The following is an 18,512-nucleotide window of genomic DNA, read 5'->3' as shown; positions in this document are numbered from 1 at the left end:
CGACCAACCTGTTCGATCATGGCCATCCGCCGCGCCTCCCCCGACGACTGGTCCGCGATCCGCGCGATCCGCGTCGCCGCCCTCACCGAGGCCCCTTACGCGTTCGCGTCGAACCTGGCTCGCGAACTCCCTTACGACGAGGACCACTGGCGGAGCTGGCCTGCGCGGCACGCGGTCTTCCTCGCTTTCGACGGCGACGAGCCGGTCGCGATCACCGTCGGCATCCCCGGCGACGAGGTCGAGATGATTTCCGTGTGGACCGCCCCCGCCGTCCGCGGCACCCCGCTGGCGACCGAGATGGTCGAGACGGTCGCCGCCTGGGCCAAGGCGGCGGGGTCGACCGCCCTCAATGCCTGGGTGGTCGAGACCAACCCCCGCGCCAGGCGGTTCTACGACCGGCTCGGCTTCCGGCCGACCGGCGAGGAGATGGCGTACCCGAACGACCCCTCGATCACCGAGTACCGCCTGAGCAGGCCGCTCTAGTCGCCCAGAACCGCGGCCATAGGGGGGCGGTCGGCGACAAGGACCTCGGTGCGGTCCGGGAGCCACTCACCCGCGACCTGGACGAACTGGGTGAGGACACCGGTGGACGAGGGGATGCCGCAGCGGTCGAGGGCGGTGCCCAGGATCTGGCGCGCCATGACGCCGAGTTGCAGCAGCGAGCGGTTGCGGTGCTTGCGGACGCCGAGGTTGACCTGCGCCAGACCGTCGAGGCCGTAGCGGGTGTGCGCGTCGAGCAGCAGGCCGATCTCGACCCCGTACCCGGCGGCGAACGGCACCGAGGTCAGGAACTGCCTGGTCGCGGCGTACTCACCGCCGAGGGGCTGGATGATGTCGGCCAGGTCGGGGCGCAGCGCGGAGAGCACCGGGCGGGCCAGCAGTTCGGTGACGCGGCCGCCGCCGGTGCCGACCTCCTCGGACTCCAGCCGCAGCGGGCGGCGGTAGAAGCCCTTGACCAGGTGCACGCCGTGCGCGGTGAGCAGCGGACCGAGCAGGTGCGGGACGAACGCCGGGTCGGGATCCACCAGATCGGAGTCGAGGAACACGATCAGGTCACCGGTGGTCGCGGCGAGTGAGCGCCACAGCACCTCGCCCTTGCCCGGCCGGGGCGGCACGGTCGGCAACACGGCGTCCCGGTGCACGACGCGTGCGCCCGCGGCCTCGGCGAACGCCCGGGTGCGATCGGTCGAGCCGGAATCGATGACGACCAGTTCGTCGACCAACGTGCCCACCAGCGGTCGCACCGAGGCGACCACGGCGGCGACGGTGGCCTCCTCGTCCAGCGCGGGGAGGACGACGCTGACCGTGCGGCTCCCCTTGGCGCGCACCAGCTGCGAGACGGTCCACTCGGGACTCTGCCAGGTGGCGCGGGCCAGGCTCACGCCAGCGCCCTGGTCACGCGGGCCGGGGGCCGGGTGCCCGCGATGCAGGCGACCATGTCGACGACCTGCCTGGTCCTGGCCACCTGGTGCGCGCGGAACACCTTCGCGCCCGCCCACGCCGACACCGCGGTCGCGGTCAACGTCCCCTCGACGCGCTCGTCCAGCGTGACGTCCAGGGTCTCACCGACGAAGTCCTTGTTGGACAGCGCCATCAGCACCGGCCAGCCAGTGGCGACCAGCTCGTCCACGCGGCGCACCAGTTCCAGGCCGTGCCAGGTGTTCTTGCCGAAGTCGTGCGTCGGGTCGATCAGCACGCCCTCTCGCGGGACGCCGAGCGCGACCATGCGTTCGGCGCGGGCGACCAACTCCTCGACCACCTCACCGACGACGTCGTTGTAGCGGACCCGGTGCGGGTCCGTGCGCGGCGCGGCGCCGCCGGTGTGCGAGCAGACGATGCCGACCCCGAACTCGGCGGCCACCTCGGCCAACCTCGGGTCCACCCCGGCCCAGGTGTCGTTGATCAGGTCGGCGCCCGCGTCGCACACCGCCCTGCCGACCTCGTGCCGCCAGGTGTCGACGCTGATCACCAGGTCGGGGTGGCGCTCGCGGACGGCGGCGACGAACGGCACCACCCGCCTGGTCTCCTCGGCGGTGTCGACCGGCTCGCCGTGCGACCCGGCCCGCACCCCGCCGATGTCGACGATGTCGGCCCCCTCCGCGACCGCCCGGTCGACGGCGGCGAGAGCGGCAGGCTCGGCGAAGGTGGCACCCCGGTCGTAGAACGAGTCCCTGGTCCGGTTGACGATCGCCATCACCAGGGCGCGATCTTGGACTACCTCGCGCTTACCGAACCGGAGAGCGGTCATGGCTACCGATCGTGCCATGGGTGAGCGGCGTCTCCACCGTGCGGTGGCCGGGGCAGGCGCCGGCTACAGTTGGGTGCGACCGAGGAGGCCCATCCGTGTTCTACCGCACGCTGCGTGTCGTGCTCTCGTCCCTCGCCCGGCTGTTCCTGCGGCCCGTGGTCGAGGGCGCCGACCGGGTCCCGACCAGCGGACCGGTGATCCTGGCGATCAACCACCTCGCCGTGATCGACAGCTTCGTGGTGCCGATGATGGTCTCGCGGCGGGTCGCGTTCCTGGCCAAGGCCGAGTACTTCGCGGGCGGCTCGCTGGGCAAGCGCCTGGTCGGCCTGCTGTTCCGCTCCCTGGGGGCCATCCCCGTCGAACGGGACAACAGCCGCGCGGCACTGGCGTCACTGGACGTCGCGGGCGAGGTCCTGGACGCGGGGGACGCGTTCGCGATCCACCCGGAGGGCACCCGGTCGCTCGACGGCAAGCTGCACCGGGGTCGGACCGGGGTCGCGCAGCTGGCGTTGGAGCACAAGGCGCTGGTGGTGCCGGTGGCGCTGATCGGCACGGACAAGGTGCAGCCCGCGGGGAAGAAGTGGCCCCGCCCGCACCGCATCACGGTCCGCTTCGGCGCGCCGCTCGACTTCTCCCGCTACGACGGCATGGCCAACTCGCTGCCCATCCGGCGCGCCGTGACCGACGAGGTCATGTACGCCATCCTGGAGCTGAGCGGCCAGGAGTACGTCGACTCGTACCACAAGCGCCCCAGCGAAGCCGCGTGATCGCCTAGGCGCAGGCGGCCAACGCTTCCTCCGGGGTGCGGGCGACGACCAGCGCGTTGAGGGCGACGTCGTTCACGAAGCCCCTCGCGTGCAGTTCGCGGACCCAGTCGAGCATGCCCGCGTAGTGGTCGTCGGGGTCTAAGAGGACCACTGGCTTGGCGTGCATGTCGAGGTAGCGCGATGTCCACACCTCGAACAGCTCCTCGCAGGTGCCGAGGCCGCCGGGGAGGGTGAGGAAGGCGTCGGCGCGGTCGTCCATCTCGCGCTTCCGCTCGCGCATGGTGTCGACGACGATCAGCTCGTCGGCGTCCGGGTCGGCGGCTTCCAGGTCGACCAGGCCGCGCGGGATGACGCCGACGGTCCTGGCGCCGCCGCGGCGGGTGGCCCGGGCGACGGAACCCATCATGGACGCCGCCGAGCCACCCCAGACGAGGGTCCAACCGCGAGCGGCGATGCCTTGGCCTACCTCGTCAGCCAGGTCCAGATAGGACCGCGGGACGGTGGAGTGAGAGCCGCAGTAGACGGCTACCGCACGGCTCAATGCGCGTCGCTCCACGCCTGGTACGCCTTCTCGACCACGCCGACCGCGTCGTCCACATCGTCGGTCAGGTGCAAGAGGGACAGGTCTTTCTCGCCGATCTTGCCGCCCTCGAAGACGGATGCGCGCAGCCAGTCGTAGAGGCCGCCCCAGTAAGCGGTCCCGAACAGCACCACCGGGAACTTGGTGACCTTCTTGGTCTGCACCAGGGTAAGAGCCTCGAACAGCTCGTCGAGCGTGCCGAAGCCACCCGGCAGGCAGATGAATGCCTGCGAGTACTTGATGAACATCGTCTTGCGCGCGAAGAAGTACCGGAAGTTCACACCGAGGTCGACCCACGGGTTGAGGCCCTGCTCGAACGGCAACTCGATGCCGAGCCCGATCGAGAGGCCACCGGCCTCGGAGGCACCCCGGTTGACCGCCTCCATCGCGCCGGGGCCGCCGCCGGTGATGGTGGCGAAGCCGGACGCGGCCAGCGCGGCGCCGATGTCGCGACCCAGCTGGTACTCCGGGTCCTCGCGCTTGGTGCGGGCCGAGCCGAACACGGTGACCGCGCGCGGCACCTCGGCCAGCGCGCCGAAGCCCTCGACGAACTCGGCCTGGATGCGCAGCACCCGCCACGGGTCGGTGTGCACCCAGTCCGACGGGCCGCGCGAGTCGAGCAGCCGCTGGTCGGTGGTGGTCGTTTCCTCGCTGCGCTCCCGGCGCAGGGTCACCGGCCCGCGCTGGCGCTCCTTGGGGTGCACCTCGTCGGAGAGGTCGCTGCCGAGGTCCTGAGGTCCGTCGATGGTCACGGGCCCGAGTCTAGGACGATCACCTTGTCCCCGAACGGGCTAATGGCGACTAACCGCCGACGAACTGGCGAAGGACGAGCGCGCACCTGGTGATCTGCTCGACCGGCACGTTCTCCTGCTGGGTGTGCGCCAGCGTCGGGTCACCCGGTCCGAAGTTGACCGCCGGGATGCCCAGCGCGGCGAACCTGGCCACGTCGGTCCAGCCCAGCTTGGCCACCGGCGTGCCCCCGGCCGCCCGCACCAGCTCCTGGGCGGCGGGCGCGGTGAGGCCGGGCAGGGCACCGGCCGCGGAGTCGACCACGGTCACCTCGTGGCCCGCGAAGACCTCCCGCATGTGCGCCTCGGCCTGCTCCTGGGAGCGGTCGGGCGCGAAGCGGAAGTTGACGCGCAGCACCGCGGCGTCCGGGACGACGTTGCCCGCGACACCGCCGGAGATGTGCACCGCTTGCAGGCCCTCGCGGTAGGTGCAGCCGTCGATGTCGACGGTGCGGGGCTCGTAGGCGGCCAGCGTCGACATCGCGGTGCCGAGCGCGTGGATCGCGTTGACGCCCATCCAGCCGCGCGCCGTGTGCGCCCGCTGGCCGGTCTTGCGCAGCTCGACGCGCATCGTGCCCTGGCAGCCCGCCTCGACGACACCGTTGGACGGCTCGCAGACCACGGCCAGGTCGCCGCGCATCCAGTCGGCGAGGTCGCGCTCGACGCGGACCAGGCCGTTGCGCGCGGCGTCGATCTCCTCGCAGTCGTAGAACAGGAACGTCAGGTCGTGCTTGGGGTCGGTGACGGTGACGGCGAGGTGCAGCATGACCGCGACCCCGCCCTTCATGTCGACGCTGCCCAGGCCGTGCAGGACGCCGTCGACCAGCCGCGGGGGCAGGTTGTCGTTCACCGGCACGGTGTCGAGGTGACCGGCGAACACCACCCGCGACGGACGGCCGAGGTTCGTGCGGGCGAGCACGGCGTTGCCGGAGCGGACGACCTCCAGGTGCGGGGCCTGGCTCCGCAGCGCGCGCTCGACCGCGTCGGCGAGGTCGGCCTCGTCCTCGGACACGCTGGGGACAGAGACGACCGCGAGGGTGAGGTCGACGGGGTCGAGGGTGAGATCCAACTCAACGGTCACGGCCCGTCACCTTACTCGCCGTGCCATTGACTACCGTGTGCCGTGTGAGCAGCGCGGAAGCGAGTACGAGCAAGGGCGCCCACGGCGTCGGCCTGGCAACGGTGACCACTGAGGGCACTGTTCTGGACACCTGGTTCCCCCACCCCCGGCTGGGCGCGACGGGCGAGGCGGGCACGACGCGGCTCTCGGCCGACGAGGCGACCGCGGAGCTGGGCGCCGGGGTCACCGCGCTGCTCGGCCCCGACCCGGTGCGCGGCGTCGAGGTGATCGCGGTGCGCACGGTCGTCGACGACCTGGAGCGCCCGCCCGCCGACGCGCACGACGTGTACCTGCGGTTGCACCTCCTCTCGGCGCGGCTGGTCCGCCCGCACGGGCAGAACCTGGACGGCGTGTTCGGCTTGCTCAGCAATGCCGTGTGGACCAACCACGGGCCGTGCCCGGTCGAGGGCTTCGAGGCGACCAGGCTGCGGCTGCGCGCCCGCGGGCAGGTGATCGTGTTCGGGGTGGACAAGTTCCCGCGCATGGTCGACTACGTGCTGCCCGCCGGGGTGCGGATCGCCGAGGCGGACCGGGTGCGGCTCGGCGCGCACCTGGCGACCGGCACGACCGTCATGCACGAGGGGTTCGTCAACTTCAACGCGGGCACGCTCGGCGCGTCCATGGTGGAGGGTCGGATCTCGGCAGGCGTCGTGGTCGGCGACGGCTCGGACGTCGGCGGTGGCGCGTCGATCATGGGAACGCTGTCCGGTGGCGGCAAGGAGGTCATCAGCGTCGGTGAGCGCTGCCTGCTCGGCGCCAACGCCGGGGTGGGGATCTCCCTCGGTGACGATTGCGTGGTCGAGGCCGGGCTGTACGTGACGGCGGGCACGAAGGTGCGGCTGACCGACGGCACGCTGGTGAAGGCGCGCGAGCTGTCCGGCGAGTCCGGGCTGCTGTTCCGCCGCAACTCGACCACCGGTGCGGTCGAGGTCGTCCGCAGGGACGGGACCGGCGTCGAGCTGAACACCGCGCTGCACGCCAACGACTGAGTGAACGAGGGCGCAACGCCCCTGGACATACGATGTCCGGTGTGACTGAACTCGTCGAACAGATCCGGGCCCGGCTCTCCGCGCAGGTCGAGGAGCTGGCCACGCGTACCGAGGGCGCGCGGGAGGGCTCCGACCCCGAGCACGTGCACCAGATGCGCGTCGCCGTGCGGCGGGCCAGGGCCGCGCTCAAGGCGGGCATGCCGCTGCCGGAGCTGGACGCCGAGCTGAAGTGGCTCGGCGGCTCGCTCGGCGCGGTGCGCGACCTGGACGTCCAGCTGGACAGCCTGCGCGCCAGGGCCATCGGGTTCGACGAGGAGGAGCTGGCGGCGGTCGAGACGCTGCTGCACGGCCTGGTGGTGCAGCGGCGAGCGGCCCGGCAGACGATGCGGCGGGTGCTGCGCAGCAAGCGGTACCGCAAGCTGCTGGAGGCGGTGCGTGCGGCGGCCGCCTCCGGCACTGTCGTCGCGGTCCCGGACAGCGATGCCGACGAGCCGCCCGCGCTGGTCAGCGTGGTCCGCAAGCCGCACCGCAAGCTGATGCGCGCCGCCGAGGCCCTGGGCGAGAACCCCCCGGACGACGACCTGCACGAGCTCCGCATCCACGGCAAGCGCCTGCGGTACGCCGCCGAGATGGCCGAACCCGCCGCCCGCAAGCGGATCAAGGTCCTGGTCGCCGCCACCAAGGAGTTCCAGGACATCCTCGGCGACCACCAGGACGCGGTCATCGCCGAGGACACCATCCGCGCCCTGCTCACCGACCTGGGTGACGGCGTCCCGGTGACCGTCGTGTTCGTCGCGGGCCGCCTCGTCGAGCGCGAGCGAGCCCGCAAGGCCCAGTGCCGCACCCAGTGGCGAGCGGTCCTCGGCGAGGTCGACCTCGCGGCGCAGTCGTTGTTCGAGCACTGCCCGGCGTAGAGCCTGCCCCCGGGGCGGAAATGTGTTGTCACTACTGGGTTCCTCTGCGGTTTCCGGTCGGTTGGGCTGCTGCCGGGATGGCGGCGGCACGGGTTGACCACTCACCGCTCGGGGGGCGAGGGTGAGTGATCAACCCAGGAGTCACAGGCCCATCCCCGTGGCCTGCCTGCTCCCGGTCAGCGCGGTTGTCGGGTTCGGTGCGGTGGACCGGTAAGGGCCCCGAAGTGCCTGGTCAGGTGACGTCGGCCAGGGGGACGGGTTCCCAGATGGCGACGGAGTCGAGCGGGTTGTGCTGGTTGCCCGGGGCGCCCACCTGGAGGTTGGCGGGCAGGGCGCGGGTGGACAGGACCCGGGCGGAGGCGCCCACGGAACGTCTGCCGTCGGGTTGGACCCGGGTCACCCGGCGGACGTCGGCGTTGGGCCAGGGCAGCGGTGGGACGCCGGGCTGCATGCCGTCGACGATCATGGCGTAGCCGTCGTCGCGGGCGGCGATGCCGAAGGCCGGGTTGAGGGTCATGCCGCACGAGGTGACCAGGTGGACGTCGACCTCCGGCTGGTCGGGGACCCTGGCTTCCATGGTGCGCAGCAGGCCGACATCGGAATCCGAGCCCGCGTAGGCGACGATGTGCTCCAGGCACACCTCCAGGCCGAAGACCAGCGGCTGCCCCTGCGGGCCGCGCTTGCCGTGCGCGGCGAACACGTGCCAGCGCCAGAACTCGTCGTCGGTGAAGCTGAGCCGGAACATCGGGTTGAGCGAGGCGTCCCATTCGGACCGGTCGACCCCGATCGCGTAGTCGATGTTGGACATCAGGGCTTTCTGGTTGGTGGTGGCGGCCCCCACCGTGGCCAGCGCGCGCACGTCGGCGTTGTCGGCGCGTTCCTGCGGGGTGAGCGCGGTGTCCGGGCCACCGTTGATGACCAGCGTGGTGTTGAAGTAGCTGGGGTGCGCGGGACCGCGCTTGTGCCAGAACATCGACCCGGCCACGACCACCCAGTCCGCGAAGCCCTGGGCGGCGAAGTGCGGTTTGAGGATCTCCTCGGACAGCCTGGGCAGCAACTGCTCGCCGTCGGGGTAGCTGTCGTTGAGCACCGCGGGCGGGTCGGACGGGCCGCCGTAGCGGAAGTAGAACTCGGGGACGACGAAGATCTTGAGGGTCTCCGGGTCGGCGAGCGAGGACGCCGAGGTGGTGGCGACCCAGTCGGCGACGTCGCACAGGGTGCGGCCGCGGCTGGCCAGGTCGTCGTAGTAGCGGTTGGGCTGGTCACCGGCGAGCACCCGGGTGGGCGTCGAGGTCACCGCGCCGTAGCTGATGAGCTGGATCTTGGTGTAGTTCGGCACTGCTTCTCCTTGGCATGGCGTGGTTTTTGGGCGCGCGGGGACAGCGGGGCGCGGAGAGGGGGTCTCCGCGCCCCGCCGGACGGCGCCCAGCGGAGCGCCGTCTGTGGGGTGCCGCCGCGCGGCGGTGCGGGCGGCGCGCGGCGGGCCGGGCTCAGACCTCGCCGGAGCTGATCTGCCAGACGTTCTTCGAGTTGAGCACCGCGGTCATCGCGAAGGTGCCGTCGTAGGGCACCGCCGCCTCGTTGGTGATCTGCTCGATGTCGAGCACCTCGCCCGCGCTGAAGGTGCCCGCGGTGAGCCAGTACTCGGGGTGCGGGGTGAACACCAGGTTGGTGTTCGGCTGGGCCTGCACCGCGAACGTGCCCGCGTTGGACATGCCGATGCCGACGGTGGCCGAGTTGGCCGGGACGCCGTTGAGCTCGCGGATGTAGAGCGAGCCCAGCTGCGGGGTGCCGACCGCGGCGCCGTCGACGAAGGTGAACGCGCCCTGCCGGTAGTCGAACTGGATCTGGTTGTTGGCCAGGTTCTCCGGGTCGGCGCCGATGGTCTGCTGCGCCTTGAAGGTGACCCCCGGCTGCAGCGAGCCGGTCTGCGCCCAGACGAAGCTGTAGTCCAGCGACCAGGTGAAGGTGACCGTGGTGCCCGGCCACGCAGGCGCGGTCAACCACGCCAGCGACAGCGCGTTGGGCACGCCGAGGTCAACCGGCTTCTGGTAGACACACAGGTCCTGGAACTGGGTCGAATTGTTCGTGACGGTGAGCGAGTACTGAGTGGACATGCTGACAGCTCCCAACGAGTGGGTGGAATGGTGGAAGTGACGCGGGCGGCATGGGTGAGGAAGCCGAATAACGCCCGGCGTGGTGACGCTATGACTGGTGACGCGGTACCTGCGATTGCGCTCTCTGACCCCGCCTCCGAAAGCTGACCCCGGTGCTCCCGGCATTTCGAAGACCTATTCAGTAGACCACCGTTCTGGTCTGCCCGTCAATGAATCATGGTTCGCTCGATAGTGCCTGGCCCAGGCACACGGAAAGTCAGGGCATTTGATGTCAGGTACCCAGAATCGCCACCCGGGCGTGGTGACAAAAGTCTGCGAGTACTGCGGGCGCCCCCTGGTGGTCGCGGGCGCGGGTAGGCCCAGGCGGTACTGCACCGCGGCCTGCCGCCAGCGCGCGTACCGGAGCAGAGCCGTCGCCGCCGAGGTACGCGAACGCATCGAACTGGGCCAACTCGCCTTACAACTACGGGACAACGCCGACCGCCTGCTCCTGCTCTCCCAGGGCTGGCAACCCCCGGACGGCACCGACCCGCTCGACGCGCTGCTCACCGAGACCGTCCACCTGGCCACCGAGTTGGCGCAGCGCGGGCACGTCCTGGGCGGTTACGAAACCGGTCACGAAACCCCGATTCCACGGTCACCCGACTAGGGGACTTCCGCCGAGTTATCCCCAACGGTGCGAACCATCCACAGGCGAGAACCAGCCGTTGACCGCCCTTGCGAGCCGCCGTTAGCGTGGGAAATGCAGCAAACGCCTGGCGCGCGGGCGACACCGGAGATAGAGGTGAAGGAGAGGCGGGAATGCGAATTAGCCTTGCATAGGGCGGATACCCGCCGCGGATTCAGGACGACGAGAAAGGAGACCCACTGGAAACACTTCAGCCGCCGGGCGGCCAGGACAACTCAATAGCGGAACGGCACGAGCGCGAAGGTCGCCGCAGGTGGGCACCACCGGGGCAGGGCGTGTCGGGCGGCCATGTGGCCACATGGCCGCCCGACAACACCGCACGGGCAAGCCAGACACGGCGCGCTGTCCGGGTTCTCGGACGACACCGAAACCCGGCAGCACTCCAACCACTCGGTCGACGGGGCAACCCCCACGTCGACAGCGAGTGGCGCCCGCGACGTCGCGGACGGAGGGCCCGGCCGGCTACACCGAACCCGCGCGTGGGCGGAGTCTGCACGCTGTCCGGCTCTGCCCCGGGGCGGAGTGTGCGCGCGGTGGGAGCCTGCACGCGGGTGGCCGCTGGATGCCGGGTGGCCACTCGAGACGGGGTGACCACTGGAGGCAGGTGGCTACTCGAGACAGGGTGACCACCCGAGCCGAGGTGGCCACTGGAGCCGAGGTGGCCACTGAAGGCGGAGCGCCCACCGGAGCCGGGTGCCCACCGAAGACAGAGTGCCCACCGGAGCCGGGTGCCCACCGAAGACAGAGTGCCTACTGGAGGCGGGTGACCGCGCTGGCGATGTGGTCGTCCGGCGCGGTGAGGGCTATGCGGACGTGGTGGGAGCCCGCGGGGCCGTAGAAGGTGCCGGGGGCTACCAGGATTCCTCGGGTGGCGAGCCACTCCGTGGTGGTCCAGGCGGGCTCGTCGCGGGTGGCCCAGAGGTAGAGGCCCGCCTCGGAGTGGTCGATGCGGAAGCCCGCTGACTCCAGGGCCGGGCGGAGGTGGGCTCGGCGGGCGGCGAAGCGGGACCTCTGGGTGGCGATGTGCTCGTCGTCCGAGAGGGCGGCGGTCATGGCGGCCTGGACCGGGCGGGGGACGATGAGGCCCGCGTGCTTGCGGACCTCCAGCAGTCCTCGGACCAGGGCGGGGTCGCCGGTGACGAAGCCTGCTCGGTAGCCCGCGAGGCTGGAGGTCTTCGACAGCGAGTGCACGGCCAGGATGCCGGTCAGGTCGCCGTCGCTGACTGACGGGTGCAGGACCGAGACCGGTTCCGTCTCCCACCCCAGGGCCAGGTAGCACTCGTCCGAGGCCACGATCGTCCCGCGTTCGCGGGCCCACGCGATGACCTTGCGGAGGTGCTCGACCGGCAGCACGCGACCGGTGGGGTTGGACGGGGAGTTGAGCCAGATGAGGCCGGGAGCGGCGGGGCCGAGGGCCGTCAGGCCGTCGGTGCGCACGGAGGAGGCACCGGCCAGGCGGGCGCCGACCTCGTAGGTCGGGTAGGCCACCTCGGGGATGACGACCGACTTGACCCCGAGCAGGGTCGGGAGCCAGGCGACCAGTTCCTTGGAGCCGATGGTCGGCAGGACCGCGTCCTGGTCGAGGCCCGGCACGCCGTGGCGGCGTTCGAGGGCCGCCACGGCGGCCGCGCGGAGTTCGGGCAGCCCGTGCGTCGTCGGGTAGCCCGGGAGTTCGGCCGCCGTGGTGAGGGCGGCCTGGATGAGCGGGGGGACGGGGTCCACCGGGGTGCCCATCGAGAGGTCGACCACGCCGTCCGGGTGCGTCCTGGCCCGGGCGGCGTGGTCGGCGAGGACGTCCCAGGGGAAGTCCGGCAGTTCGGGGAAGCTCACTCGCCCCGGGGCTCCAGGGCCTTGACCCAGTCGGGGTCGGCGCTGACCTTGCCCGCCTTCGACGCGCCGCCCGGGGAACCCAGGTCGTTGAAGAAGTCGACGTTGGCCTTCGTGTAGGCGGCCCACTGGTCGGGGACGTCGTCCTCGTAGTAGATGGCCTCCACGGGGCACACCGGCTCGCAGGCGCCGCAGTCCACGCACTCGTCGGGGTGGATGTAGAGCATCCGGTCGCCCTCGTAGATGCAGTCGACCGGGCATTCCTCGATGCATGCCTTGTCGAGGAGGTCGACGCAGGGCTCGGCGATCACGTAGGTCACTGCGCTCTCCTGCTCCTTCATGGTGTTGCGCGCGCACTCGGGAAGGATGCGCGACAATCGACAGTATCTACCGACCGCCGAGGGCGCACGCACCCGGTGCTGTCTAGCTCACACACGAGTACGGGCTGATAGGGGCCAGACTCCCGGGGTGAGCACGGTATCGACACTAGAGGCAGTTTGTGCTGACGCGTGGCCACCTCAGGTAAGCCGCCGCCTCGGCGAATGGCGCCTCCGGGCAGCAGGCGGCTACACCGGTAGGGCTAACAGCGCGCTGGCCGCGGGCGACCCAGGGATGCCCACCGAGCAGGCCCTCAAACACGTCGTGACCTTTGCAGACGAGCACGGGATCCCGCCGTACGCCCAGGTGATCGTGGGGTCGCACTGGGAACGCGAACTCGCCGAACACGGCTGGGCGGTGAACGCCGCACACCCCAAGGGCGCGGAGTCCGCCGTTCTGCACAGTCCCCTACGGACAGGCAGCGCAACCGCCAAGGTGGACAACGAACCGCCTGAGGGATGGTGGGAACTAGCAGTAGGCGGCAGCGCCACCGAGGCGCAGCGGCACGTGCTGACTAGGGGCCCGAACGTCGGTTTCGCGTCGGTGCGCCGAGCAGACCGCATTGTGGGAATAGCCAGGGGCTGCGTCGTCGGCGACTGGCTGCACATCGCCGTCGTGGAGGTCCACCCCGACTACCGAAGGCAAGGCATCGCCACCGCCCTCCTGGCAGGTCTGAACCTCTGGTCCCCCACCACCCGCGGCCGAGTCCTCCAAGTCGCCACCGACAACCACCCCGCCTGGCGCCTCTACCTCCGCCACGGCTACCGGGAGTCGCACCGCTACCGCTACTGGATCCCGCCCGCGAACTGACCAGAGCCCAGCCAGGCGCCGCGGACTAGAGCCCGTCCAGCCAGGTGCGGCCCTTCTTGGTGGCGCGTTTGAGGGCGCTTCGTTCGCCTAGGTAGTCGCCTGCGAGGCCGACGACGGGGAGCATGCCCATGGCTTTGTGGTAGAAGCGGCCCTGGGGGCGTTTGTCCAGTTCGTCGCCGAGGGCCAAGAGGGTGCGGCCCAGGCGCCAGAGGGACTTGGCTGCGGCTTTGGGGGTGATTTTGCCGTGGGTGCGTTGGGACTCGTCGAGGTCGGTGGTCATCTCGGCGGTGGCGGCGTCTTCCTGGTCGTCGGTGAGCAGGTCGCCATCGCCGGTGGCCAGGAGGGGGTCTATGTCGCGGTCGAACAGGACGTGGGCGATGAGGCGGACCTTGGTGGCGGGGTCCTCGGCGCCGTGTTCGACGGCGATGGCGGACAGGACGAGGCCCTGGCCCGCGGTGGCGAGGGTGTCCTGGATCGGGAGCCGGTCGGCGAGGGCGCCGCCGATGCCGGGGATCGAGGCCATCAGCACGGTGAAGCGGCCGACGCGGTTGACCCACCAGTCGTCGCGGTCGGCGATCGACATCGCGTGCCACGCCGCCGTGCCGGGGACCCGGACGCTCTCCAGGCCCTTGACCACGCTGCGGTCCACCTTGGCCAGCTCGACCGCGGCCTCGTGCTCCTCGCGGGACCCGAGCACCCGCCGGACCAGGCCGAGCGGGTCGGCGTCGCGCAGCGCACCCAGCATCGGGGTGGTGGCGCGGACGAACGGTCGCAGCACCGACACCACGTGCTGGTCAGTGATCAGCTCGGTCATGGTCGTCCCTCGTCGCTCGTGCCAGGACGTCCCCGATCTTCACGGTGGCGGGGAACGCCCCGGCGGCCAACAGCAGGAGTGTGCGCCAATCCGTCATGACGACCATGTCGCCGCCGGGCCCGACGACCACGAACACCAGCAGGGTCGCCAGCCAGATGTAGAGCGGGCCACCGGCGAACGCGGCCTTGGCCTTGATCCGCCCGGCCCGCACGACCAGCCACGGCATGGTGAACCCGGCCAGGACCACCGTGATCGGGAACGGCAGCGCCCCGAGGTCCGGCAGCACCCGCCCGTCCAACCGCAGCGGCAGGAAGAACAGCTCGAACACGGCGAGCACCACGCTCGCGGCCAACAGCCCGCCGTACCGGACGCGCTCGCCCACCGTCACCGGTCGGCGCCGACGTGTTCGACCGGGGCGAGCCCGCCGAACACGTCCGACTCGATGGCGTCCGCCGTGCCGCGGGCGAGGGTGTAGTACTCGTGGTCGACCACCGGCTGCGCGATCCCGTTGGACAGCGCGTAAGCGTCGGTGCCGTCCTGCCCCTGCCACACGCTGACCTGCGTCGCGTGCGCCCGCAGCGCGCGGAGCTTCGCGGGCAGGTGGTCGCCGATGAACACGGCGGTGGTGATGTCGTCGTCGTCCACGACCGGCAGTTCACCGGCGGCAGGTAGGCGCCACGGGAGTCCGTCGACCCCGTCGAGCGAGGCGACCCCGTCCTCGACCGCCTGCTTGGACACCACCGTGTAGTACAACCGCGCCACGTCAGGCACACCGGCAACTGCGGCCGCGGTGATCTCGTGGGCACGAATGTGGTCCGGATGGCCGTATCCGCCATCGGGCCCGTAGGTGACAACGACCTGCGGCCGGACATCTTGCAGGATCGCGATAAGAGCGTCGGTCTGCTCAGCGAGGTCACCGCTGGCAAACGCGCGGGGGTGGCTGTTAGCGCCAACGCCCGCCATACCCGAGTCGCGCCAACGGCCCATGCCGCCGAGGTAGCGGTGGTCGGAGACGCCGAGGGCGGCGCAGGCGGCGCGCAGCTCGCCGACCCGGTACCCGCCGAGCTGGTCGGCGGCCTCCGGGGCGAGCTGGGCCAGCGAGGTGGGGATGACCTCGCCCTCCTCGCCGAGGGTGCAGGTGACCAGGGTGACCTGGACGCCCGCGGCCGCGTACCTGGCGATGGTCCCGCCGGTCCACAGGCTCTCGTCGTCCGGGTGGGCGTGGACGAGCAGAAGTCGAGGTGGCGCTGTCAGCATCGGGTTCAGCCTAGGGGCGTGTAGGGGCGGCGCCGGTGCGTCGGACTGGCCGAGCACCGGCACCGGACAACCAGCGCGGGACCGAAGGCCCCGGCGGCAGCACCCTACTACGACAACACGTCGCGTTCCTCAGCGAAGTGGCAGGCCGAGAAAGTCCCACCGTGGCGCACCAACGGCGGCTCGGTCGTCGCGCACACGTCCTGCGCCTTCCAGCACCGGGTGCGGAACCGGCACCCCGACGGCGGTGACACCGGGCTGGGCACGTCGCCGGTCAGCACGATCCGCTTGCGCTGGCGCTCCACGCGCGGGTCTGGCACGGGGACCGCGGACAGCAGTGCCTGGGTGTACGGGTGCGACGGCCGGGCGTAGATCGCCTCCCGCTCGCCGATCTCCACGATCTTGCCCAGGTACATCACCGCGACCCGGTGCGAGATGTGCCGCACCACCGACAGGTCGTGCGCGACGAACAGGTACGCCAGGCCGAGCCGCTGCTGCAGTTCCTCCAGCAGGTTGACCACCCCGGCCTGCACCGACACGTCCAGCGCCGACACCGGCTCGTCGAGCACGATCAGCTTCGGGTCCAGCGCGAGCGCGCGGGCGATGCCGATGCGCTGGCGCTGCCCGCCGGAGAACTCGTGCGGGTACCGGTTGCGGTGCTCGGGGTTGAGCCCGACCAGCTCCAGCAGTTCGTCGACCCGCCGCTGGATCTGCTTGCCGGACCCCACGCCGTGGATGCGCAGCGGCTCGGCCACCACGTCGTTGACCTGCCAGCGCGGGTCGAGCGAGGCGTACGGGTCCTGGAACACGATCTGCAGGTCGCGGCGCAGCGGCCGCATCTGCGCTGGCTTGAGCGTGGTCAGCTCGCGGCCCTCGAACTGGACCGACCCGGAGGTCGGCTTGTGCAGCTGCAGGATGGCGCGGCCGGTGGTCGACTTGCCGCAGCCGGACTCGCCGACCAGGCCGAGCGTCTCGCCCCGGTTCAGCTCGAAGCTGACCTCGGAGACCGCCTGCACCTGCCCGACGGTGCGCGGGATGATGCCGCCGCCGCGCACCGGGAACGACTTGACCAGCCCCTGCACCCGCAGCAGCGGGGGGTTCGCCTCGCGGGCGGCGTGCCGCCCGGGGGCCGCCTCGGTGTTCGTCATGGGTTTCGCCCTTCGTACGGCAGCCGCAGTTCGACCGTGTGCGCCTCCTCGGCCACCGGGATGTCGGGGTCGGCCTCGACCAGCGCGGCCGGGTTCTCGATCACCCCGATCTCCTCGTGGTGGAACAGCGCGCGCGGTTGGGGCAGCGAGGCGAGGTGCTGCCAGCGGTGGCAGCGGGTGGTGTGGTCGCCGCGTTCGGTGCCCAGCAGCAGCGGCTCCTGGGTGCGGCACTCGTCGACCGCGATCGGGCAGCGCGGCGAGAACGCGCAGCCCTTCGGCAGGTTGATCAGCGACGGCGGCGCGCCGCTGATCGGGGTGAGCCGCTGCCCGAGCTTGGCCGGGTTGGGCAGCGAGCCGAGCAGGCCGACGGTGTAGGGCATCCGCGGCCAGTCGAAGACCTCGTCGACCGGGCCGGACTCCACGACCGTGCCGCCGTACATGACCTGGACCCGGTCGACCATGCCCGCCACCACGCCGAGGTCGTGGGTGATCATGATGATGCCCGCGTTCACCTCGTCGCGCAGCCGCAGCAGGGTTTCCAGGATCTGGGCCTGGACGGTGACGTCGAGCGCGGTGGTCGGCTCGTCGGCGATGATCACGTCCGGGTCGTTGATGATCGCCATGGCGATCACCACGCGCTGGCGCATGCCGCCGGAGAACTCGTGCGGGTACTGCGACGCGCGCCGGTCCGGTTGCGGGATGCCGACCAGTTCCAGCGCCTCGACGGCCTTGGCCCAGGCGGCCTTCTTGGACACCGCGTGGTGCGCCCGGTACGCCTCGGCCAACTGCCAGCCGATGGTGTAGACCGGGTTGAGCGAGGTCATCGGGTCCTGGAAGATCATCGCGACGCCGTTGTTGCGCACGCTCTGCATGTCCTTGTAGGACAGTCCGACCAGTTCACGGTCGCGGTAGCGGATGGACCCGGTCACCTTGGCGGTACCGGGGAGCAGGCCCATCACCGCCATCGAGGACACCGACTTGCCCGAGCCGGACTCGCCGACGATGCCGAGCACCTCGCGCGGGCGCAGCTGGTAGGAGACATCCCGCACCGCGCGGACATTTCCGTCGTCGGTGGGGAAGGTCACCGACAGGTTCTCCACCGAGAGCACGGTGTCGGTCCTGGCGGCGTCGTGGTGGTTGCCGTGCAGCAGTCCGGTCATCAGGCACGCACCTTCGTCTGGCGTGGGTCGAACGCGTCGCGCAGGCCGTCGCCGATGAAGTTCACCGCGAGCGAGAGCAGCACGATGATCACGAACGGGCCCCAGAACAGCCAGGGCCGGTTGGTGATCTGCGAGTAGTTCTCGTTGATGATCAGCCCGAGCGAGGTGTCCGGCGGCTGCACGCCGAGCCCGATGAACGACAGCGCCGCCTCCGAGAGCACGGCGCTGGCCACCGCGAGGGTGGTGTTCACCGTGATGGTGCCGATCATGTTGGGCACCAGGTGCCGGAAGATGATCCACCGGGTCTTGGCCCCGGCGGCGCGGGCGGCCTCGACGAACTCGCGCTGCGCCAACGACAGCGTCTCGCCGCGGGTGATGCGGGCGATGGTCATCCAGCCGAACGCGGCGAGGATGAACGCCACGGTGTACCAGGAGCCGCTCAGCGCGCGGACCAGGATCGCGGCGACGGCGATCTGCGGGATGATCAGCATCAGGTCGACGAACCGGCTGATGGTGCTGTCCACCGCGCCGCGCAGGTAGCCCGCGAGCGCGCCGAGCAGCACCCCGACCAGGGTGGACCCGATGGCCACGACCAGCGCGATCTGCACCGAGAGCCGGGTGCCGATGATCAGCTGGGCGAGCATGTCCTTGCCGGTCTGGATGGTGCCCAGCGGGTGCGCCGCGCTGGGCGGCAGGTAGCCGCGGCTGCTGGTGTCCTCGACCGAGACGGTCCAGAACAGCGGGCCGAGGAAGCCGATCGCGCAGATCAGCAGGAACACCACGAGCGCGGCGACGGCGAGGCGGTGGCGGAAGAAGCGGCGCAGGACGAGGGTGCTCTGCTTGCGCGCCTTCGTGGTGTCGAACTCGCTGGCGGTGGCGACGGCGACGGTGCCAGCCGGTGGCAGGCCGG

21 protein-coding genes are annotated in these 18,512 nt (G+C 71.0%); 6 read left to right on the top strand and 15 right to left on the bottom strand.

Annotated features, from left to right (window positions below; all coding sequences use genetic code 11):
* Window positions 1-18 precede the first annotated feature (18 nt).
* A complete protein-coding gene (locus tag CLV68_RS27965; RefSeq protein ID WP_121393891.1) occupies window positions 19-483 on the top strand; it encodes a GNAT family N-acetyltransferase in 465 nt (154 codons plus the stop codon).
* Here CLV68_RS27965 and CLV68_RS27960 read toward each other — a convergent pair.
* On the bottom strand, window positions 480-1,382 hold the full coding sequence (locus CLV68_RS27960; protein ID WP_121393890.1) for a glucosyl-3-phosphoglycerate synthase: 903 nt from the start codon (window positions 1,380-1,382) through the stop codon (window positions 480-482). The genes CLV68_RS27965 and CLV68_RS27960 overlap by 4 nt on opposite strands.
* Window positions 1,379-2,248, bottom strand: coding sequence for a dihydropteroate synthase (gene folP, locus CLV68_RS27955; RefSeq protein WP_121393889.1), 870 nt, complete (start codon window positions 2,246-2,248; stop codon window positions 1,379-1,381). The genes CLV68_RS27960 and folP overlap by 4 nt, the downstream gene beginning before the upstream one ends.
* 95 nt (window positions 2,249-2,343) lie before the next feature.
* On the opposite strand from folP, the gene CLV68_RS27950 reads away from it, so the two are divergent.
* Window positions 2,344-3,015 (top strand): lysophospholipid acyltransferase family protein, encoded by a 672-nt coding sequence (locus CLV68_RS27950; RefSeq protein ID WP_121393888.1) that lies wholly within the window; start codon window positions 2,344-2,346, stop codon window positions 3,013-3,015.
* Window positions 3,016-3,019: 4 nt separating this feature from the next.
* On the opposite strand, the gene CLV68_RS27945 is transcribed toward CLV68_RS27950, so the two are convergent.
* Genes CLV68_RS27945 through dapE form a run of 3 tightly spaced genes read right to left on the bottom strand, consistent with a single transcriptional unit; the run spans window position 3,020 to window position 5,464 of the window.
* Window positions 3,020-3,556 (bottom strand): LOG family protein, encoded by a 537-nt coding sequence (locus CLV68_RS27945; protein ID WP_121393887.1) that lies wholly within the window; start codon window positions 3,554-3,556, stop codon window positions 3,020-3,022.
* Complete coding sequence (locus CLV68_RS27940) at window positions 3,553-4,347, bottom strand: LOG family protein (RefSeq protein ID WP_121393886.1); 795 nt, start codon at window positions 4,345-4,347, stop codon at window positions 3,553-3,555. The genes CLV68_RS27945 and CLV68_RS27940 overlap by 4 nt, the downstream gene beginning before the upstream one ends.
* Window positions 4,348-4,396: 49 nt before the next feature.
* The gene (dapE, locus tag CLV68_RS27935; protein ID WP_121393885.1) at window positions 4,397-5,464 is read right to left on the bottom strand and encodes a succinyl-diaminopimelate desuccinylase; all 1,068 of its coding nucleotides are present in this window, start codon (window positions 5,462-5,464) and stop codon (window positions 4,397-4,399) included.
* A gap of 44 nt (window positions 5,465-5,508) precedes the next feature.
* Between dapE and dapD the strand changes: the two genes are divergently transcribed.
* Together dapD and CLV68_RS27925 are read left to right on the top strand one after the other, a co-directional pair.
* Window positions 5,509-6,492 (top strand): 2,3,4,5-tetrahydropyridine-2,6-dicarboxylate N-succinyltransferase, encoded by a 984-nt coding sequence (dapD, locus tag CLV68_RS27930; protein WP_121393884.1) that lies wholly within the window; start codon window positions 5,509-5,511, stop codon window positions 6,490-6,492.
* 41 nt (window positions 6,493-6,533) lie between these two features.
* Window positions 6,534-7,406 (top strand): CHAD domain-containing protein, encoded by an 873-nt coding sequence (locus tag CLV68_RS27925; RefSeq protein ID WP_170224628.1) that lies wholly within the window; start codon window positions 6,534-6,536, stop codon window positions 7,404-7,406.
* Window positions 7,407-7,638: 232 nt separating this feature from the next.
* On the opposite strand, the gene CLV68_RS27920 is transcribed toward CLV68_RS27925, so the two are convergent.
* Both CLV68_RS27920 and CLV68_RS27915 read right to left on the bottom strand, forming a co-directional pair.
* On the bottom strand, window positions 7,639-8,745 hold the full coding sequence (locus CLV68_RS27920; RefSeq protein ID WP_121393882.1) for a hypothetical protein: 1,107 nt from the start codon (window positions 8,743-8,745) through the stop codon (window positions 7,639-7,641).
* Window positions 8,746-8,896: 151 nt separating this feature from the next.
* Window positions 8,897-9,523 (bottom strand): protein rhiA, encoded by a 627-nt coding sequence (locus CLV68_RS27915; protein ID WP_121393881.1) that lies wholly within the window; start codon window positions 9,521-9,523, stop codon window positions 8,897-8,899.
* A gap of 301 nt (window positions 9,524-9,824) precedes the next feature.
* Here CLV68_RS27915 and CLV68_RS27910 point away from each other — a divergent pair, with 301 nt between their 5' ends.
* Complete coding sequence (locus CLV68_RS27910; RefSeq protein ID WP_147460191.1) at window positions 9,825-10,172, top strand: hypothetical protein; 348 nt, start codon at window positions 9,825-9,827, stop codon at window positions 10,170-10,172.
* A 789-nt stretch (window positions 10,173-10,961) separates the two neighbouring features.
* Here CLV68_RS27910 and dapC read toward each other — a convergent pair.
* Window positions 10,962-12,041 carry a succinyldiaminopimelate transaminase gene (gene dapC, locus CLV68_RS27905; RefSeq protein WP_121393879.1) on the bottom strand — a complete coding sequence of 360 codons (1,080 nt, stop codon included), beginning with the start codon at window positions 12,039-12,041 and terminating at the stop codon, window positions 10,962-10,964.
* Window positions 12,038-12,358: a ferredoxin gene (gene fdxA / locus CLV68_RS27900; protein WP_121394039.1), complete on the bottom strand. Its 321-nt coding sequence runs from the start codon at window positions 12,356-12,358 to the stop codon at window positions 12,038-12,040. The genes dapC and fdxA overlap by 4 nt, the downstream gene beginning before the upstream one ends.
* Window positions 12,359-12,506: 148 nt before the next feature.
* Here fdxA and CLV68_RS27895 point away from each other — a divergent pair, with 148 nt between their 5' ends.
* Window positions 12,507-13,226 (top strand): GNAT family N-acetyltransferase, encoded by a 720-nt coding sequence (locus tag CLV68_RS27895; RefSeq protein ID WP_121393878.1) that lies wholly within the window; start codon window positions 12,507-12,509, stop codon window positions 13,224-13,226.
* A gap of 25 nt (window positions 13,227-13,251) precedes the next feature.
* Here the strand turns inward: CLV68_RS27895 and CLV68_RS27890 are convergent, their stop codons facing one another.
* From CLV68_RS27890 to CLV68_RS27865, 6 genes are all read right to left on the bottom strand, one after another.
* Complete coding sequence (locus tag CLV68_RS27890; protein WP_121393877.1) at window positions 13,252-14,040, bottom strand: hypothetical protein; 789 nt, start codon at window positions 14,038-14,040, stop codon at window positions 13,252-13,254.
* Window positions 14,021-14,428, bottom strand: coding sequence for a hypothetical protein (locus CLV68_RS27885; RefSeq protein ID WP_121393876.1), 408 nt, complete (start codon window positions 14,426-14,428; stop codon window positions 14,021-14,023). Before CLV68_RS27885 ends, CLV68_RS27890 begins: the two co-directional genes overlap by 20 nt.
* A complete protein-coding gene (gene mshB / locus CLV68_RS27880) occupies window positions 14,425-15,297 on the bottom strand; it encodes an N-acetyl-1-D-myo-inositol-2-amino-2-deoxy-alpha-D-glucopyranoside deacetylase (RefSeq protein ID WP_121394037.1) in 873 nt (290 codons plus the stop codon). Before mshB ends, CLV68_RS27885 begins: the two co-directional genes overlap by 4 nt.
* A 107-nt stretch (window positions 15,298-15,404) precedes the next feature.
* The gene (locus CLV68_RS27875) at window positions 15,405-16,442 is read right to left on the bottom strand and encodes an ABC transporter ATP-binding protein (protein WP_121393875.1); all 1,038 of its coding nucleotides are present in this window, start codon (window positions 16,440-16,442) and stop codon (window positions 15,405-15,407) included.
* Window positions 16,439-17,602, bottom strand: coding sequence for an ABC transporter ATP-binding protein (locus tag CLV68_RS27870; protein ID WP_121393874.1), 1,164 nt, complete (start codon window positions 17,600-17,602; stop codon window positions 16,439-16,441). The genes CLV68_RS27875 and CLV68_RS27870 overlap by 4 nt, the downstream gene beginning before the upstream one ends.
* On the bottom strand, window positions 17,602-18,507 hold the full coding sequence (locus tag CLV68_RS27865; protein WP_092785603.1) for an ABC transporter permease: 906 nt from the start codon (window positions 18,505-18,507) through the stop codon (window positions 17,602-17,604). Before CLV68_RS27865 ends, CLV68_RS27870 begins: the two co-directional genes overlap by 1 nt.
* Window positions 18,508-18,512 lie beyond the last annotated feature (5 nt).

The organism is Actinokineospora cianjurensis (assembly GCF_003663795.1).
Classification (GTDB): Bacteria; Actinomycetota; Actinomycetes; order Mycobacteriales; family Pseudonocardiaceae; genus Actinokineospora; species Actinokineospora terrae.
This window is presented reverse-complemented; position numbering and strand designations above follow the sequence as displayed.

Coding starts and splice junctions, on each gene's coding strand:
- CLV68_RS27965 (WP_121393891.1), top strand. CDS start 19: ATGGCCATCCGCCGCGCCTCCCCCGACGACTGGTCCGCGATCCGCGCG.
- folP (WP_121393889.1), bottom strand. CDS start 2,248: ATGACCGCTCTCCGGTTCGGTAAGCGCGAGGTAGTCCAAGATCGCGCC.
- CLV68_RS27915 (WP_121393881.1), bottom strand. CDS start 9,523: ATGTCCACTCAGTACTCGCTCACCGTCACGAACAATTCGACCCAGTTC.
- CLV68_RS27890 (WP_121393877.1), bottom strand. CDS start 14,040: ATGACCGAGCTGATCACTGACCAGCACGTGGTGTCGGTGCTGCGACCG.
- mshB (WP_121394037.1), bottom strand. CDS start 15,297: ATGCTGACAGCGCCACCTCGACTTCTGCTCGTCCACGCCCACCCGGAC.
- CLV68_RS27875 (WP_121393875.1), bottom strand. CDS start 16,442: ATGACGAACACCGAGGCGGCCCCCGGGCGGCACGCCGCCCGCGAGGCG.
- CLV68_RS27870 (WP_121393874.1), bottom strand. CDS start 17,602: ATGACCGGACTGCTGCACGGCAACCACCACGACGCCGCCAGGACCGAC.